The sequence below is a fragment of the Natrinema gelatinilyticum genome, assembly GCF_024266705.1.
In the GTDB taxonomy this organism is placed as follows: Archaea; Halobacteriota; Halobacteria; order Halobacteriales; family Natrialbaceae; genus Natrinema; species Natrinema gelatinilyticum.
Genome location: NZ_CP100757.1, coordinates 184,861 through 202,283, shown reverse-complemented (window position 1 = coordinate 202,283; position 17,423 = coordinate 184,861). Strand labels below are relative to the sequence as shown.

Below are 17,423 nucleotides of genomic sequence, written 5' to 3'. Positions count from 1 at the left end.
AGCGCCGCACGAGTTTCTTGGACTACTCTACAGCAGACCCGCAGGCCCACAATATCGGTGGATTATGAGTATCTACCTCGTAGATACACTCAATGGATCGGTACGAGGTCGAAGGACACGAAGTCCTCGAAGCCGAAGTCAAACCGACCGGCAACGGTGCGCACATCTACATCCCAAAAGCGTGGACTGGCGCGACCGTCAAAGTCGTCCGCGTCTCCGAGCCAACCGACGAAGACGAGTAGACCATGCGCTACAACTACAGGTATCGGCTCAACCCGACCGACGAACTCCACGAACGGTTAGCGTGGACTGTCGATACCTGCAGGCAGGTCTACAACCACTTTCTGCACCGACTCAACCGAAAGGACAGCACAACCGCCTACTCCGAGCAATCGGTCCTTCCCGACCTCAAACGCGAGTGGACGGACCTGAAACAAGTCCACTCGAAGGTGCTGCAGAAGGTCGTACAGCGGTTGTACGACAACCTCTCAACACTGAAGGGGCGGAAGGACAACGGCTACCGCGTCGGCGAACTCAAGTGGAAAGGCCCGCAAGAATATCGCTCGATCAAGTACAGTCAAACCGGCTTCGAACTCAAAAACACGAGTGGCCGTACTGTGCTCTCTCTTTCAAAAATCGGTGATATTCCGATGGTCTACAGTCTTACAGCGAGAGTGCCTCGGGGCTTGACCCCGAGGGTGAATCGCGTAAGCTTTATTAGCTTCACTAACGTGTTTAAAGATACAGTTGTGCGAATTAAAGACTGTACTTCGTCGCAACTGTGCACAGTTGCGGAGGAATGTGGCTCTCTCAAAACCCACGTCTTCGGCGTGGTGCGACGGACGCCATCGGGCCGTGGTGGAGCGGCCGACCCTCACGGACACACCGCATGTTCGGGTGTGAATTCTAGATGACCCATCTCGGGGAGTCCGAGGGGAATCAAATTCGCCTGCGGCCATATGGCCCGTTTCTGGGCTTGCCGCCAAAACGGTGAAGCCACGGGGCTTGCCCCCGTGGTACTTCACCACCGCGACGTTCCCGCCGACGCCACGATCAAAGAAGTCGTCGTCAAGCAAGAACCGACCGGCGAGTGGTTCGCTGTTCTCGGAATCGAAACCGAAGACGACGCACCGCCGAAGCCCAAGACTCTTGAGGATTGTGTCGGGATCGACGTGGGTATCCTGAAGTACGCTCACGACACCGACGGCACCGCCGTCGAACGTCCCGACCTCTCAGCCGAACGCGACCGGCTGGAACGCGAGCAACGAACACTCTCGCGCAAAGAGCACGGGTCGGCGAACTACCGCAAACAACAGCGTGCCGTCGCCAAACGTCACGCCGATCTGCAACGGAAGCGCCGGGACTTCTTGCACAAACTCTCGAACTACTACGCCCAGGAGTACGACCTCGTGGCGGTCGAAGACCTCGACGCGAAGGGTCTGATGGAACTCCCGTCGAACAGCCGGAACCGTGCCGGAGCAGCGTGGGGGACGTTCCTGCGGATGCTCGAGTACAAGTGCGAACGCGAAGGAACGCACTTCGTCGCGGTCGATCCGGCCGGAACGACCAAAGAGTGTGCAGCCTGTGGCGTCGAGACGGACAAACCACTGTGGGTTCGCGAGCACTCGTGTCCCTCGTGCGGGTTCACGGCGGACAGGGACTGGAATGCGGCCTCCAACATCTTGGGACGCGGCCTGAAGCACGTAGGGACGGGCTGTCCCGAATCAACGCCTGCGGAGACTGCGCTCCCTACGGGGACCGATTCGGTTCCTGCAAAGCGCGTCATGGAAACAGGAAGCCCCACCCTCACGGAGCGAACGGCGCAAGCCGTGAGCGAGTAGGGTGGGGAGGAAGTCACAGGGGTTGCGAGCCACTGACATCCATTTGTACGAGTTCGAGCGCGAACAGCGCCGTCGCCACGGTAATCGAAACTGCTCCAACCAAAACCAGTACGGGGGGAAGACCGAGATATATCTCCGAGAGGATACCAATCGGCATGAGGAGTCCAGCGAGCGCCAACAGCGAAATCCATCGAGCACGACGCTGGCGAACAGGCAACCACAGGAGCAGTGCCCCAAAGACGATATTGAGCAACGAAAACAAGTTACCGTGGGCGTGCGCGAGGCGGGTCTCGAAGTGCGGGCTCACGTTCGCTCCTGCAATCCATGCCTCGCGGCCTGGGGCAAAATCACGCATGTAGATCAGAAAGAATCCGTAGAGCATGAATAAGATCATCACTCCGAGGCCGATTCCGATGTTCCACTTCCCGACAGCCGAGTCGGACATATAGCGTGTAAATCATCGCCCATTGACATAGGTATTAGGCGAATTGTAGAAGAAGGTCGTTGGAAAGCATACGTTTTCTGAATCGTATCAGCGTGATCGACGGCGAGACCCCAACTAATCACGAATATATTCGACATGTGCTACGTTATTCGCGGGAACCCATTTTGGGGCTGCGCCCATATGTGTAACTATGACACGCCAACCGATTCGGTTCACTCCGTTCCACCTCGCAGGCGCGTTGTTCCTGCTCGCCGGCCTCGTATTGGCTGTCTATCACGGCCTCGAGCAGTTCAATCTCGTTCCGCGTCTCGGCTGGGTTTCGTGGAGCCACATCCACTTCGTGACGATCGGTGGCTTCACGCAACTCCTATTCGGGATGCTCCCCCAGCTCACGGCTCGCAAACTCGAGCGTCCACTGCCCTCGAAGTACTACGACTGGCTGAATTTTATCGGATTGAATGGCGGGTTTCTCCTGCTATGGTACGGACGCGGATGGGGCCACACCTGGGCGTTCGATGGTGGCCTTATCGCAATCTGGCTGCTCGTCGCAGGATTGCTGGTAATACTGCTGCGGATGGTCATGCAAAGCGCTCGCGCGTGGAACGCGACGATCGGGCTGTACCTGGTATCGATTTTCGTATTCCTGTGGGGGATCACATACGCGTACGGGCTATTTGCGCACACCTGGCAAGTTCCCGGAGGCTGGCTCGGCTTGCGCGAAGCTCATGTCCACGCCAACGCGTGGGGCTTTCTCGGGCTCGCAGCCATCGGCACGCTCTACGACCTCTTTCCTCGCATGCTCGGTACCGTTCTCTACAGCAAGAAGTTACGGAATTACTCGGCGTGGTTATTCATCGCCGGCATCTTTCCGCTGATCACCGGTCCCTGGATCGGGATGGGGCGGACAGTCACGGCGACTGGATTGGTCCTCTTCGCGACGGGGTTCGCACTATATCTGTACAACCTCGTCCAGACGTATCGATCGGCGAACTCCCGATCGGGTATTGCGGTGTCGGTGCTGGTAGCCCAGTTCTGGATGCTCGGGCCAGCGGGGTTCGCACCGTTCGTCCTGTTCGGTGTCGAGTGGGTGGATCCGGCATATATCGAAGACGGCGCTCTCCACTTCTTCTTCGTGGGATGGGCGCTCCCAATCGCGCTTGCCGGACTCTTGCTCTACTTCCAGAATCTCCCCGCCCTGCGCGAAGGGCGTTTGGGGGCCAGTGACCACGTCAGCGAGGCCGATCTCCTCCCGGGTGGAGACATTCCGTCCGTGATCTCAACGTGGATGGTCTGGGTGTGGAACATCGCGATCTTACTGGTTGGCGTCGGCTTCTTCTATCAGGATCAGTCGTGGTCGGCATACCTCTTTGGCCCCGGATACACTGCTCTCGTCATCCTGTGGCTCTATGAACTGGCCCAGGCGTTCCGCTTGCGCTGGGCTATCCAGACGACCGCAGAGACGACTACCGACGCAGATCTCTGAGACAGCGTGTCATAGAACACTTCTCGTAATTGTTGACGTGGTAGATACAGACCGGGCAGTTATCGGAGGGTTTTATTGAAAGTCATTATCATTACGCTCCTCGGATCTGCGTTACCGAAATTCGTCGCCTGTGATCGTCTCGAGATACTAAGAACGACGTTCAATCTGTACTGTCAGCGGCGCACGATCTCGGCGACCTCACAATGGCGGAGGTGCAAGCTAATCTCGTCGGACTACTACTTGCCGGCCACGACTCCTTAGCAGTAGCGCTCATCCACGCGTGGTACGAGTTGAGTTGCCATCCCAAAATACGGGAGTCACCCTACCGATCCGTGACCAGCTCAATATCGACCTGTTTGTTAGTGCTGACGCCGGCGGGATGTCCTCGCGGTTGGTGATGAACCGGGTATCAAGAGCCCGCTCACGGATGCCGTCATGCTCTCGGCGATCACTCACCTATGGGTTGACGAGAGCCTCGGTATGTATGGCTATGGAAGCGACGGTGCGCTCATCCTCGACGAGGTCACAGACAGGATCGCCCGTGCCGCCAAACGCGACGACTTGCTCGGTGCGTTGGGACTCACACCACGAATCGTCGACGAACTTGGGGACCTCTTAGAAGTCGTCACGATGGAAGCCAGCCGTCTCCCTGTCGCCGTTGCCCGAAGCAGAGTCGGCGATACCACGATTCGAGATGACGCCCGGTCCGTCGAATTCACCCCGGCGAGTACGGTGACATTCTACCTCGTTCTAGAGGCAATCGCAGTAGCTTCTGATCTCAACGAACTGTTGGATCGAGCGTCGTTATGTATCGGGGCCGTCCCAGTTGGTCAGTTCGAGAAAGTTGCCATCGGGATCATGGAAGTAGATGCTCGTGCGAGATTCGTGCACCTCCACATCCCGGTCGACTAACCGCCGTTCGACGGTGTTGATTTCGTCTTCAGTGGCACGGAAGGCCAGATGGGGGTCGTCTTTCTCCTCAGGATGGTTAGGCGTTACATCCGGTCGATCAGCGAGGTTCATCAACTCTCCGTCGCCAATGTCCATCCAGTAGTAGTTCGCGGTCTGCATAGTGTTTTCGGGGTTGTCGGGGCCGATAGGAGCAAACTCAAGTACCTCCTCGTAAAATGAAACTGCACGAGGAAGGTCCGATACCGCAAGTGCAGCGTGGTGAAATCCTTCAACCATACTGCATGCTAGTGTTGACAGTGAGTTAAACATTGGCCAACGACTATACTGCAACGAGTATTATATGACACTACCGGCACAGGGAGTTTCCGAGGTTGCTCTCGAAGTATCTGACATGGATCGTGCAGTATCATTCTGGACAGAGACGCTTGGATTCCCGATCGTCGACCAATGGGGGTATGCCGATGGTCAGTTCACCGGGACGGTTACAGACGGGAAAATTTGGGCAACCTGGATCTATGTCGGTGGTAACACTCGTGTCGGTCTATGGTTACCTCGCGAGTTCGCCGACCAGGATGAGGAGCGAAGAGGCGGGTCCGTAACCGACTGGCCTGGCTCTGCACTCTACGACGAGGGCGGTGAACACGTCCACTTCGCACTCTACGTCGACGAGACCGATTTTGACGACGCTTACGGATTACTCCAGCAGAAAGGTGTTTCGGTGACCGAACGGGAGTTCGCCGCTGATGCTCCGTACCGGTCGATGTATTTCAAAGATCCGGACGAGCACGTTATCGAGTTATATACCCGTCCAATGAAAGACAATTATCAACTGAATCCGACTGGGTGACCTCCTCCCCATCGTACACGACGGGGCTTCCCACGAGCCGAGGCTTGCTGCGTTGGGAGAGGGACGGTGTAACACCCGACGGGATGCTGGCTGGACCACGCCACCGTTACTCCTCTCCCACGAAGGGTTCGGAGGTATCTGGCTTGGTTTGCGTCGGTATCCTCACCCCTTTCGCAGGGATACCCACGAGACTCGAGTCGGAACGCCGATGGTGTCCGATTGTCCCAGCACGGGCGCAAGCGTGCCACGTCGGTCAGCATCCAGTACGGCCACAGACCATGTGAATCAGTGGTGCGGCGATTCACGTCTGGCCTACAGGCCGGGATTCTATCGCCGTTGCAAGATCGTTTCCAACTATGAGAAGATGTAAGCGAAGATTCATCTATCAGCCCTGTTAAGTTTATAACCCAGGAGCATATGCTGGAGTAAGTAAAATATACCACCCCAATGATCGAGAGCAAGACACAGGTACAACGGATAGCCGAATATCTCTGGCAGCGATTCTATTGAATCGTATCCCAATCGTGCAAACATAAAATTCACAACTACCAGAACGGTCCTCGCACTCGTCCTCGTCTATGGTATCTACATCGGAGTTTACATCCTGAGTCCAGCACCATTATACACGGCAGTGATGAGTTCCATCATCTTCCTCATCTTCGGAATCCGAGTGTACTATATTGTGCTCTATTGAAAATGCGGTACGGCGGCGGGGTCAGTAGATTTTGAGCCAAAGAATTATACATTTTGGCCGAGAAGTGACGCGACTTTCTCACCTAATCTGGCGGTGCTCGAGGTGATCATCTCGAACCAAATATATTCCAACCACAATCAAAGGTATTTTACTGAATAGCAACCATCATAATTGCGGTATCCTCACGCAGTCTCCCATTTTCAATAGAGCAGTTTTGCTACACGTAGTGCCTTCTCAACGAGGTCAAGGAGTGCGACTGCCATAATCGGCTTCTCGACCTCGTTCTCTCAAATTATTCCGGAACAGTCCCGACGCCGTCTGCTGTTTTCAATAAAGCAAGCAAAACAAGCTTTGGGGAATCACGCGGGGAAGCCCGAGTCAGGCGGGCTTCCCCGCGAAGCACACATCGTTGCTCATTGTATTCGGAAGGAAGAAGGCCACACGTTCACCGAACTCGTTGATCGGCTCGGGCTTATGCCAGATATCTGCGAACGTCTTGGCATTCACCCAGATGCATTGCCTGACCCAACGACGTTCTACCACTCGCTTGACCGATACGCGATGTACGTCTGGCGGGCGTTGCTGCGCGCTTCCGCGCAGCAACTCCGCCACTCCGGCCACGTCGCTCTCGACAGTACGTTCTTCGAACGGAAGCAAGCCTCACAGTACTACCTGCAGCGACAGGGTCGAGCGGTGAAGACGATCAAAGCGACGACACTCACCGATACAGAGTCATTAGCGGTGCTAGACGTGCATTGTTGTATCGAGCGCGAACACGATACGAAGGCTGGCCCGCGGGTCGTCCGCCGGAACGCGGACGACCTGCGGGCCGTCGTCGCCGACAATGGCTTCCAAGACTGGCACACCGAATACGAACTGTCCACGTACGATCTCGATTATCGTGTTCATCATCGTGGATCGAAACCGATGGCTGTAGCACACAACGCGCTCAACCAGACGAACAGCTACACGCAGCGATGGATGGCAGAGACGTCCTACTCAACGACGAAGCGAACGCAAGCCTCCGCCTTGCGTTCGCGGTTCTGGTACCGTCAGTTCCGTGAGATCGTCCTCATGTTCACTCTCCATAACATCAAAAAACCGCTAAGAAGCTATGATCGTACCGCCGTACCGCATTTTCAATAGAGCACGCTTGCTGAGTTGTGTCCAAGCAAGCAAAGCAAGCGGACGGTACAATTCACTCACGATCAGGTATCACCGATGATACGTTGGAAGTATTCACAGGTGAATGAATATCGGTACTTCCCGAACGTCGCTTCGTGAACTGTGCTGAGTCATGGACGAACGGAGTGAATGCCGTGTGGTAACTGAGTGAACAGGAAATAGAATCCACGGATGAGGAGAAGTAAAGTAAGAAGGCTGAGATACGCTGTTCTAGACGAATGCTGTTGCTCACCAGGAGCTTGCCCAAGGCCGCGGGCTGGCGTCAGCCCGCGGCCGGCGCGTATGCTTCTGGCACACCTGTTCCGTTCATCTCGATCTCCCAACTCCGCTCTAGCTCTTCCTCTAATGCATGTCTGATCCAGTCAGAGAAGGTCTTGAACGTGAATTCCTCGGGCAGGTCGCGCCCGCCCCGCTGGGGGCGGGCGACGACCGCCCATCGAAGCACAAGCCAGAGGTTCTCCAACAGGAATCCAACCAGGACGAACGCGAAGCGGATGATTGGGTCTTGTGTCGTCGTCACCACTCGTGCTTGGCGAAATACACGGTAGCTCGTTTCGATCGCTGACCGTTTCCGATAGAGTCGTTCGACTTGTTTCGGCGTACGATCGGCTAGATCGCACGCCACATAGCCTCGAACGACCTCGCCGCTTTTCCCGCGATCTCCGGCGTGATATGACACAGCGACCGCGAGCGGGAACTGGAATTCCCGCTCGCGGCCTTTGTACATCCGATAGGTCGTCATGTACGAGCAGTGCGTATCCAGCTTCTTCCTCATGCGCTTGCCCTTCTTTTGGACGGGAACGACAGTCGCAGCAATCTCCCGTGAGCGGCGCAGAATACGTTCGTTGTAGAAGCCACGATCAGCCAAGAGCAACTCTATCTCGAAGGGATAGACTTCGACGCGGTCGAGGACGCGCTCGACCGCGTCGGCCTCTTTCTCATCACTACGGACGTACGTCATCGCCAATGTCACTGGCTTTCCGTTCGAGACGAGATACGCCGTGCAGTACCGGTGGCACGTCGTTGTTCCGTCTTTTGCGTGCATGCGGCAGAGTTCACCTTCTTCATCGGCGTACGTTCCGTGGTAGGGGTTATCGACGAAGTCAATGGAGACGATCCTCGACCGATCAGGGTCGAGGATCGTCATCGCCAACTCCTTGAGAAGGCGGTTAGCAACCCGCTCAAGCCACTCTCGGTTGAGCGTATGTAGCCAGTCCATGACAGTATCGTCACAGGCAGCGTTGTCGTTGTCCTTGCACGTCTCCCAGATGGATGTCTGGTTCACTGCTGCAAGAACCACGACAGCCCAGATATCGCCGGGATCGAGGGGCGAGCCCACGATCCCTGGCAAAGGGAGCTGGCAGATGACGTCTTCCGCTAAATCTTTCACGTCCGAGTCCGAAAGAACACCGTCTGGCTGAGGGGTTTTGAACACATTCACTCAACCAGACATCTTCCTCATCAGACCCACGCTTTAGCTTCAGCTCTCACACCAGTCGGGAAGTACCGAATATAGATACCCGCAAGTACTGAGTTTGTTTTGATGAGTAGCACTTTTGAGGGGTGGCCCGCAGGAGATACGAGAAAGGTATCTCAACAATGAATGCTCTATAGCAGCGACGAGACCGCCAAGTTGGTCTGATTCTAGCCCACTTCACGAACCTCTGTATACTCCCCGATACAGGACATACCCAACAAAACTCGAGAGATACGCGACTGCTATCGTGGTCGTCAGCGCTGACCGCCCTACAATGGCAATAAGTACAACAATAACCGGTCCAAGGAGCAACATCGAATCGAAAACCAAGTCTTCGGCACCGCCTTCAAGCGGTTCTCCCACAATCGGAAGGCTGTCGATTTTCATCGATATAGCCCACCACGGTCGAAGACCGTCCGTAACGTGACAAGTACGGGGATGATTTCGAGGCGGCCAATCCACATATTAAATAAGAATATTATCTTGCCGAGCGTCGGCAACGATTTGGGACCGGTGATGCCAGCTGAGAGGCCGACGTTGCCCTGTGCGCTGGCCACTTCGAAGATGATGTTTTCAAGGGTGTATTCACCCTGTGGAAGGATAAATAGGAGAACGAAGGTACCGACAGCGAGGAAGACAAACCAGAGGAAGCCGATGATGGCTGCTTCCTCAAACTCCTGACGTACTTCCTGTTCATTAAGCCGGCGACCGTTGATTTTCAGCCGGCGAACTGCACTCCTGGGATAGAAAACGTCAGAAATACGGAACCTAATCCCTTTCAACAGCGTGAGTGCTCTGATGAGTTTTATTCCACCAGCTGTCGACCCGGACGCACCACCGACGATCATCCCGAAGACAACTGTGAGCTGGGCCTGGGCTGGCCACCGGCCAAGTGCCACGTTGGTCGTGTCGGCAGCGGTTTGGAAGCCGGCGCAAGTCGCCGCTGAAACGAACTGAAACGAACTGTAGCGAAACGCCGCGAACAGCGTGTCGTACGTCTCAGTTACGTAGACGAATGCAGTGAGTGCGAGCGTGCCGGCACTCATATAGATAAATACCCAGCGTGTCTGGAGATCCGTATAGAAGTTTCGGAGGTCGCCTTGGAGGATGAGATAGTGAACCGGGAAGGCGATGCTGCCGAGTAACATGACCGGTAAGAGAGCGAAGTCGATAGCTGCGCTATCGTAAGTGGCAATTGAGTTGTCAGTAATTGAGAATCCGCCAGTCGAAAGCCCAGTCATGCCGTGGTTGATCGCTCCCCAGAGCGGCATGCCGACAACCCACAGCAGCAGAATAGAGACGAACGTAAGAAGGAGAAAGATCCACCAGATCGTCTGGACGGTCGAGACGATACTCGGATGAATACGCTCGGATCGGGCTTCACTCTCATAGAGGGTTAAAGAACCACTGCCGGGCCGTGAGAGAATCGCCGTTGTGAGGACGATTACGCCGACGCCGCCGATCCATTCGATAAATGACCGCCACCATTGGAGGGTTCGCGGCAAGACCTCCTCGTTGTCGGTCATCGTCAGTCCGGTGCCGGTAAAGCCACTCATGCTTTCGAAAACGGCATTGATCGGATCAGTGAACGCCGCGACCGTCGGCGTCTGTGCCGGCGTTCCAAGCGCTGACGGTGCCATCTCAATTGTCCACGCTATGAGCAAGAAAGGCAGCGAGCCAAAGAGCGCGACGCAGAACCAACCTAACGCGGCGATGATCATCCCGTGTAACTTCCCAGGTTGGGCAGCCCCGCGAAACCGCGATGTTAGGGCATAGCCGGTAGCAAACGGCACCACTCCGGAGACGAGCAACGCGGGCATCGCCCAGTACTCGCCCCAAGCTAGCGGAACGAGCAGCGAGACGAACAGGAGCCCGGCCAGTGCCTCGAATATCCGCCCAAGGTCTCGACCGATCGTTTCCACCGCTCCGTTCATTTATTACCCACTGTCCCGTCTGGATTCATATACACGTCGAAACGTCGATCACGCCTCTCGACCCTACCTTCTCGGTGAGTATTGCGGCTGACAGACATAGATAGATAACTGTCTGTAGTGGCTGTCACTTCACCCGATCTTCGTAGTGGCCGAACACGTCCGTCAGTTCGGGTTCAGCGCCAAATCCCGAATAGACAGTAAGCAGATCGTCCGTGTGGATTTCCGTATCGCCCTGCGGGGTCAGCGGCGGATCCTGTCCCTCGCGTTCAATTGCGACAATTAGGACATCATCAGGGATGATCCCCTCGTCTGCGGCCCCGACGATCGTCTTTCCGGCAATCGGTGCGTTTTCGCCGACTCGGATTTCGAACACTTCCGCTTCCTCGCCAATCCGCATATAGTCGACGATTGCTGGGCGAGCTACTGAACGATAGAGGTACCCAGCAATTAGTTCCTGTGGATTCTCCATCGTGTTCACACCGATCTGACGAAACACGTTCATGTGCTCGGGGTCGTGGACGACCGAGACGATTGCAGGAACCTCGTGTTCCTGTGCGAGCAGACAGACCATAATATTGGTCGCATCCCGGTCGGTCGTGCTTATCAGGGCATCAGCGTTCCCGATTCCAGCATCAATGAGAGCTTCGTGGGCCGTCGCATCGTCATTGAGAATCAGACAGTCGTACTCACCGGCAGCCCGGTCCGCACGCTCGGGATCTTTCTCGATGACGACGACCTCGTTCCCCGATCGGGTCGCGATATCGATCAGTGGAATACCGATATCGCCCGCACCGACGACGATGATGTACATCATGTCGGCCTTGTCGCGTCTATGATGAAAATATACCGCTTCGACGTACAAGTCGTGTTCTCGGGCGATAGCCGTTCGAGCCTACTCGATTGATGGTCGCCACCGTTACTTGTCCCAGGGCGGTCGCCGCCTTTGTCGCTTCGCCCGTTCTTCGGATTCACTCAAAATTCGCTCGATCGCCCACGCGGCCCACAGAAAAACAATCGCCATGAACACCACCATTTCGGTCCTGATGATCGAACCGTACCATATGGCGAGGACGAGGGCCATGATCGCCACCGCAACAGCGACGACGCTGAAGACGTCGTAAAACGAGTGTGGGTGACGGACGCTCGGTAAGCGAACGTTCATGAGTTGGATTACGCGCGGCTCGTATAAAGATCCTGTACCCGTCTCGGCCGCGACTTGAGTCCTGGGATCGGCGAGTATGCCTAGCTGCTATTCTTTCAATCCGTCAGCACGGAGTAAACGGTGAACCACCTCGAGGTCAAATGGTTCGAAAGGCCGCCAGCCTTTCCTCATTGTGGAATCGGAGATCTCGTTTGCAGTCAAATTCCGACTGAATCTGACGATATCACAAGAGAAGTTCGCTCTCTCGAACGTCCTTGAGGCATTCACCTCGAATCCCTGTGGATATAATATGAATCACGAACGGCGTGACAGTCATGATGACTTAATACGTTCCTGCCGAAAGGCCGTAATATATCGTGTCCAGACGTGGCTACGTAAGCGAGGTGGTCTATGCGGCTTCGAACTGACTGGCGGGCCAGTTTCGCGCTCGTTGGAACCCTCCTAAAATATCTTGCCGTCCCGCTCGTAGTTCCGATCGTCGTCGCGCTCATCTACGGTGATCCCTTATACCCGTTCATCGCGACGATCCTCCTCACAATCATCTTTGGTCATGGTCTTGAGCGGCTCAGCCCCGAACCGGATCTGGAGATTCGCGAGGCGATGCTGTTCGTCGCGATTTCGTGGCTCGCGGTCGCCGTCGTGGGCGCAGTGCCGTACGTGCTCGCGGGGTGGGGAACCGAATCGACGATTGCTCACCCGGTCAACGCTCTGTTCGAGTCGATGTCCGGCTTCACGACGACCGGAGCGACGGTTTTAGGCGAAATTTCGCTCGAGCGCCACTCTCACGCCGTGATGATGTGGCGACAGCTCACACAGTGGCTTGGCGGCATGGGGATCATCGTGCTAATGGTTGCAATCCTCCCCGAACTCGCGGTCAGCGGGGCACAACTGGTCGAATCAGAAGCGCCGGGGCCGCAGTTGCAGAAACTAACACCGCGGATCGCCGAAACAGCGCGCATTCTCTGGCTGGTCTACTTCGCTTTCACAGTCGTCTATATCGCTATCCTTTACGGACTCCACCTCGCTGGACTTGCCCCGAACATGGGACTCTACAACGCGATCTCCCACGGGTTCACGACGCTCCCTACGGGCGGATTCTCGCCAGAGGCCGACAGCGTCGCGGCATTCTCCGCGATTGTGCAATGGACAGTCATCCCGTTCATGATCATCGCCGGGACCAACTTTGCACTGTTCTGGCACGTCTTCAGCGGTGAACGGCACCGTTTCGTTCGAAACTCCGAGTTTCGCGCCTACATCACTGCTATCGCCGCTTTAACAGTACTTCTCGCTGCGGTTCTCTATGCCGGTGCTGCGCCGGCACTGGCGGAACTCGGCGGCATGACAGAAGGGATATTCGGAAACTCGTTACGACAGAGCGCCTTTCAGATTACCTCAATGCTGACTTCGACCGGATATGCGACCAGCGACTTCGCCGACTGGAACTCGACGAGCAAAGTCATCGTCTTGTTTGCCATGCTTGTCGGCGGCTGCGCCGGCTCGACCGGCGGTGGCATCAAGGTCGTCCGGTGGCTGATTGTCTTCAAATTCCTTCGTCGGGAACTGTTCACGGCCTATCATCCTGAAGCCATCCGCCCGATTCGGCTCGGTAACAACATTGTCGACGAAGACGCCATTCGCGGCGTACTCGGTTTCTCGTTCATGTATCTGGTTATCTTCGCCCTCGCGACGCTGATCATAATGCTCGATGCGAGCCGCATCGGATACGCGATAACACCGCTCGAGGCATTCAGCGCAAGCCTCGCGACGCTCGGCAATATCGGCCCCGGCTTCGGATCGCTCGGCCCCTTCGGAAGCTACCTCGAGTTTCCTGACAGTTCGAAATTGTTGATGGTCTTTCTTATGTGGATTGGCCGCCTCGAGATCATCCCTGTTCTTGTCTTGTTCACTGGCGGATTCTGGAAACGGTGAATCGTCTCGGGGTCAAGCCCCGAGGCTTCCCGTTTCTACGACGTGACTTGCAGACACGCGCTGGAAATCAGTGGTGTCCGTAGCGGTCACAGTCTCCATGGGCGTAGATTCGGAGTGAACCACTTCTAGTGTGTTGAGACCACGCGACAGCACGTTCAACGACGCGTTCCAATCCCTGTCCAGTTCGAACCCGCACGCCGGACACGAATGCTCGCGTCTCCAGATGGGCTTCCACGTCGAAACGCCGCACGAGGCGCACTCCTTGGTCGTCCCGCGCGGCTCGACTTCTTTGACGTGACAGCCGTTCTTCTCGCCGTGGTGTTCGAGGATGGTAATGAAGTCGCGCCACCCGACCTCGGCCTTGTTCCGTGCATTCTCCGGTGATTCGAGCATCTCCCTTACGGTGAGGTCTTCGACGAACACGGCGTCGTACTCGGTGGTGTAGAAATGTGCGAGCTTGTGCTTGAAGTCCTGCTTCTTGTTCGACATCCGAGCGTGGACTTCTGCGACACAGCGGCGTTGCTTCTCCCAGTTGTTTGATTCGTACTCTTTCCGAGAGAGCGAGCGTTGCTCCGTGGTTGGGAGCAATCGAAAGCGAGGGCTGTATATCATCCGATGTGTCTTTATGTACGACAGCTTCTACGGTAAAGATTCTGGTTGTCTCGTGTTTGAGACTCGTGGGGGTGCCGTATCCCCGCCCTACTTGCTCCCGCCGGTCGCTCCTCGAGGGCGGGGGCTTGGCACTCTCACCGCCACTGCTAACGGACCGTTCTTTGCCGCGTGAGACTCCTGCATACATGGATGTAATTTGACCGAAAGACACATTATTCTGTGTGTCCATAGGATCCTGTATGCCCAGTATCACGGTCAACGTAGATGATGATCTCAAAGAGCGAATGGAAAACCATCCGGAGATCAACTGGAGTGAGGTTACGCGCCAAGCCATCCAAGAGAAGATTGAGGCACTCGAAATGATGGACGAACTTACTAGTGAAAGTAAGCTCACCGAGCGCGACGTTCAGGAAATTGCCAATAAGATTAACGAACAAGGACGTAAGCGCGTCGAAGAAGAGTCGGCGTAGACTCGACGGATGAAGCTGGTCATTGACGCCAACGTCGTTATCTCTGCACTCATTGCTAATTCGAAAACACGGGAACTCATTGTCACACTCGAACCAGAGCTCTTGACACCCGCCTTTGTTTATGACGAAATCGAGAATTATGAAGAACTGATCGTGGATAAATCTGGAATGAAGCCGGATCGAGTAGCACAGTTCATCGACCTCTTGTTCCAGTACATTGAGGTCGTTCCTGCCGACGACTTCTATCCGGCTATCGAAACAGCAAAAGCGGAAATCGGAGATACTGATCCTGACGATGTGTTGTACCTCGCGTGTGCGATCGCCAGTGATGCCGCTATCTGGAGTGACGATTCTGACTTCGACGAACAGAGCCTAGTGGAGACGTACTCGACAAGTGACGTGATCAACTCGTTTGACACGCTCTAATTCGGAATGTCTGTCTCTCAGTTTCACTCTGGAGTCGGCCCATAGCGCGGCATCCCGCAGACCTGGCACTCCCAGATTGCATGGCCGGTCCAGGTTTCGTCGGGAACCGATTCATGAGCACTGAATCGATGATCGGTTGTGCGTCCGCACTGGTGACACTCGAGGCGTTCTTTGGTCGGAATGCCACTGTCCTGATGCTCAGGTTCACGTTCTTTAGGTGCCTGCTGGAGGGCAATTGCGGGGACTAACCATGCATCACCACCGGCGTTGTCGAGCAGCGTCGCAAGTCGCTGCTCATCGCGAATACCCATCCCACCCTCGTCACAGAGATAGGTTGTTGGTTCGCAGTCGCTATCCACCGCTGATTGGTCAGTCCACGCTGTTCGATCATGAGCCGCTGCGAAAAGCTGCTCACCGTCAGTGGATGAGATCCGTACTGCAGCGGGTAGTACAGGCCACCGATCGGTCAATTGGGCTGCAGGCTCGTCCTCGAGATCGTAGATGATCGTACAGTCGTCGACCGTTGATTCCGTCGCACTCGAAGCAAGGAGTGTCGCAGCGGCCGCGCCTTTCGCGACGGCACCATAGAACGTCGACGACTCGACAAGCATGTGGACGACGCCAAGCAGTGTCCACTCTGTTGGTGGTACGTCTGTTTCAGAAGAGGAGTTCTCGAGATGGTTGGTGAGACAGAACAGGCATTTGGTCCGGTCAGCTGGGATCGGTGCGCCACAGGACCGACACTCGGTATCCGTTTCCGTTGGAGTGTCTGGATATCCAGCCGTCGCCGTCGCAACTCGTTGTCGATCAGGCTCACCGTCAGTACACTCGCTGAGTGTCTCATCTGGGATATGCGACGCTTCGCCGGTCGGACGAAGCTCCTTAACGTCAGAATCTCGGTCAGTCTTGGTTGAGTAGTGAACCGTATTGTCTCATGTCTTGATGCAGGCTCCAGCTCGATAGAGATGATCTTGGAATAAGTTCACTTAGACGCTATTGCTGACGAAGTCCTGATTCTCGAGCTTCACAGTTGCTGGCACAATGGATACACGCTGGCAGATCACTACCAACGGCGAAAACCCGATAGTAGTTCTCGGTGACATGAGAGCCACAGCCATCACATTCTGGCATTATCCAAATTTATGTTGTTACTCCAGTAAATATCTTGTTCTAATACTTGTGTATTTTTTCTAAATAGCATTCTATCTAAGTGAGATTAACTCTTTTCTGGGTCTGGTATTGTTGCGGTTCAATAAGGTGTCCACAGTCCTCACAACGAGTTTCGACTGCGTTGGTGGTCACCCGTCCGTTGCATTTGGGACACGGACTAGCGCTCGAGGCGGGCTGGATGTCTTCGTCGAACGTTGTCTGGTAGATCACTCTGAGAGTCATGGTGTTCACGAGGAGCAACGAGTAACTCCGACTGCTCCTCACCTGCTCGTGGGATAGAGAAACCTATCTCGAAGTAGACTGTAGCATGGTTCCTTTATTCAGGACTCCTTGCGAAACTCGCGGCAAGTATAGAGCAGCAACATACTGTTCTACAGTATTACAGCGAGAGTTCCTCGGGGCTTGACCCCGAGGGTGAATCGCGTAAGCTTTATTATCTTTCCTAACGTATTTAAAGACACAGTTGTGCGAATTAAAGACTGTAATTCGTCGCAACTGTGCGCAGTTGCGGAGGAATGTGGCTCTCTCAAAACCCACGTCTTCGGCGTGGTGCGACGGACGCCATCGGGCCGTGGTGGAGCGACCAACCCTCACGGACACACCGCGTGTTCGGGTGTGAATTCCAGATGACCCATCTCGGGAAGTCCGAGGGGAATTACATTCGCCTGCGGCCATATGGCCCGTTTCTGGGCTTGCCGCCAAAACGGTGAAGCCACGGGGCTTGCCCCCGTGGTACTTCACTACGTTTTGGCTGAGATAGTGTGCTGGTTAGATTAGATGTCACGGACGTGAGAGAGATGGTGGTCGAATAATGTAGTGGCAGATCGATTATAGAA

The 17,423-nt window shown here is 55.4% G+C and carries 17 protein-coding genes and 3 pseudogenes; 10 read left to right on the top strand and 10 right to left on the bottom strand.

The genetic code is table 11. The features are described from left to right. Positions 1-92 precede the first annotated feature (92 nt). The 3 genes and pseudogenes from NJU76_RS19030 to NJU76_RS19020 form a co-directional block, all read left to right on the top strand. Entirely contained in the window at positions 93-242 is a 150-nt protein-coding gene (locus NJU76_RS19030; protein ID WP_254533397.1) for a DUF2080 family transposase-associated protein, read from the top strand. Positions 243-245: 3 nt separating this feature from the next. Further along, positions 246-914 carry a helix-turn-helix domain-containing protein gene (locus NJU76_RS27115; RefSeq protein ID WP_425604326.1) on the top strand — a complete coding sequence of 223 codons (669 nt, stop codon included), beginning with the start codon at positions 246-248 and terminating at the stop codon, positions 912-914. Between the two features lie 111 nt (positions 915-1,025). After that, a pseudogene (locus NJU76_RS19020) lies at positions 1,026-1,841 on the top strand (RNA-guided endonuclease InsQ/TnpB family protein); the annotation flags it as partial. 13 nt (positions 1,842-1,854) lie between these two features. Here NJU76_RS19020 and NJU76_RS19015 read toward each other — a convergent pair. Continuing rightward, positions 1,855-2,286 carry a hypothetical protein gene (locus tag NJU76_RS19015; protein ID WP_254533396.1) on the bottom strand — a complete coding sequence of 144 codons (432 nt, stop codon included), beginning with the start codon at positions 2,284-2,286 and terminating at the stop codon, positions 1,855-1,857. A 190-nt stretch (positions 2,287-2,476) separates the two neighbouring features. Between NJU76_RS19015 and NJU76_RS19010 the strand changes: the two genes are divergently transcribed. Beyond that, entirely contained in the window at positions 2,477-3,769 is a 1,293-nt protein-coding gene (locus NJU76_RS19010; RefSeq protein ID WP_254533395.1) for a hypothetical protein, read from the top strand. 435 nt (positions 3,770-4,204) lie between these two features. Beyond that, positions 4,205-4,681, top strand: coding sequence for a DUF1152 domain-containing protein (locus tag NJU76_RS19005; RefSeq protein ID WP_254533394.1), 477 nt, complete (start codon positions 4,205-4,207; stop codon positions 4,679-4,681). On the opposite strand, the gene NJU76_RS27110 is transcribed toward NJU76_RS19005, so the two are convergent. Next, positions 4,574-4,957, bottom strand: coding sequence for a VOC family protein (locus NJU76_RS27110; protein ID WP_425604325.1), 384 nt, complete (start codon positions 4,955-4,957; stop codon positions 4,574-4,576). The genes NJU76_RS19005 and NJU76_RS27110 overlap by 108 nt on opposite strands. Before the next feature lie 64 nt (positions 4,958-5,021). On the opposite strand from NJU76_RS27110, the gene NJU76_RS19000 reads away from it, so the two are divergent. Further along, the gene (locus tag NJU76_RS19000; protein WP_256566973.1) at positions 5,022-5,528 is read left to right on the top strand and encodes a VOC family protein; all 507 of its coding nucleotides are present in this window, start codon (positions 5,022-5,024) and stop codon (positions 5,526-5,528) included. A gap of 988 nt (positions 5,529-6,516) precedes the next feature. Continuing rightward, positions 6,517-7,368, top strand: coding sequence for a transposase (locus NJU76_RS18995; RefSeq protein ID WP_254533905.1), 852 nt, complete (start codon positions 6,517-6,519; stop codon positions 7,366-7,368). 301 nt (positions 7,369-7,669) lie between these two features. Here NJU76_RS18995 and NJU76_RS18990 read toward each other — a convergent pair whose 3' ends face one another. From NJU76_RS18990 to NJU76_RS18970, 5 genes are all read right to left on the bottom strand, one after another. Further along, positions 7,670-8,842, bottom strand: coding sequence for an ISH3 family transposase (locus NJU76_RS18990; RefSeq protein WP_254532891.1), 1,173 nt, complete (start codon positions 8,840-8,842; stop codon positions 7,670-7,672). Between the two features lie 219 nt (positions 8,843-9,061). Continuing rightward, a complete protein-coding gene (locus NJU76_RS18985; protein ID WP_254533392.1) occupies positions 9,062-9,271 on the bottom strand; it encodes a hypothetical protein in 210 nt (69 codons plus the stop codon). Further along, complete coding sequence (locus NJU76_RS18980) at positions 9,268-10,818, bottom strand: TrkH family potassium uptake protein (protein ID WP_254533391.1); 1,551 nt, start codon at positions 10,816-10,818, stop codon at positions 9,268-9,270. Before NJU76_RS18980 ends, NJU76_RS18985 begins: the two co-directional genes overlap by 4 nt. A gap of 124 nt (positions 10,819-10,942) precedes the next feature. After that, the gene (locus tag NJU76_RS18975) at positions 10,943-11,629 is read right to left on the bottom strand and encodes a potassium channel family protein (protein ID WP_254533904.1); all 687 of its coding nucleotides are present in this window, start codon (positions 11,627-11,629) and stop codon (positions 10,943-10,945) included. A 105-nt stretch (positions 11,630-11,734) separates the two neighbouring features. After that, positions 11,735-11,980, bottom strand: coding sequence for a hypothetical protein (locus NJU76_RS18970; protein ID WP_254533390.1), 246 nt, complete (start codon positions 11,978-11,980; stop codon positions 11,735-11,737). Between the two features lie 390 nt (positions 11,981-12,370). On the opposite strand from NJU76_RS18970, the gene NJU76_RS18965 reads away from it, so the two are divergent. Continuing rightward, on the top strand, positions 12,371-13,909 hold the full coding sequence (locus tag NJU76_RS18965) for a TrkH family potassium uptake protein (RefSeq protein WP_254533389.1): 1,539 nt from the start codon (positions 12,371-12,373) through the stop codon (positions 13,907-13,909). Between the two features lie 12 nt (positions 13,910-13,921). Here NJU76_RS18965 and NJU76_RS18960 read toward each other — a convergent pair. Further along, positions 13,922-14,482: pseudogene (locus NJU76_RS18960) on the bottom strand (RNA-guided endonuclease InsQ/TnpB family protein); the annotation flags it as partial. A 278-nt stretch (positions 14,483-14,760) separates the two neighbouring features. On the opposite strand from NJU76_RS18960, the gene NJU76_RS18955 reads away from it, so the two are divergent. Both NJU76_RS18955 and NJU76_RS18950 read left to right on the top strand, forming a co-directional pair. Then, the gene (locus tag NJU76_RS18955) at positions 14,761-14,991 is read left to right on the top strand and encodes a hypothetical protein (RefSeq protein ID WP_254533388.1); all 231 of its coding nucleotides are present in this window, start codon (positions 14,761-14,763) and stop codon (positions 14,989-14,991) included. Between the two features lie 9 nt (positions 14,992-15,000). After that, the gene (locus NJU76_RS18950; RefSeq protein WP_254533387.1) at positions 15,001-15,417 is read left to right on the top strand and encodes a PIN domain-containing protein; all 417 of its coding nucleotides are present in this window, start codon (positions 15,001-15,003) and stop codon (positions 15,415-15,417) included. Positions 15,418-15,440: 23 nt separating this feature from the next. On the opposite strand, the pseudogene NJU76_RS18945 reads toward NJU76_RS18950, so the two are convergent. Together NJU76_RS18945 and NJU76_RS27105 are read right to left on the bottom strand one after the other, a co-directional pair. Continuing rightward, a pseudogene (locus NJU76_RS18945) lies at positions 15,441-16,322 on the bottom strand (biosurfactant protein 1); the annotation flags it as partial. Between the two features lie 88 nt (positions 16,323-16,410). Continuing rightward, positions 16,411-16,548: a DUF7563 family protein gene (locus NJU76_RS27105; RefSeq protein ID WP_425604324.1), complete on the bottom strand. Its 138-nt coding sequence runs from the start codon at positions 16,546-16,548 to the stop codon at positions 16,411-16,413. Positions 16,549-17,423 lie beyond the last annotated feature (875 nt).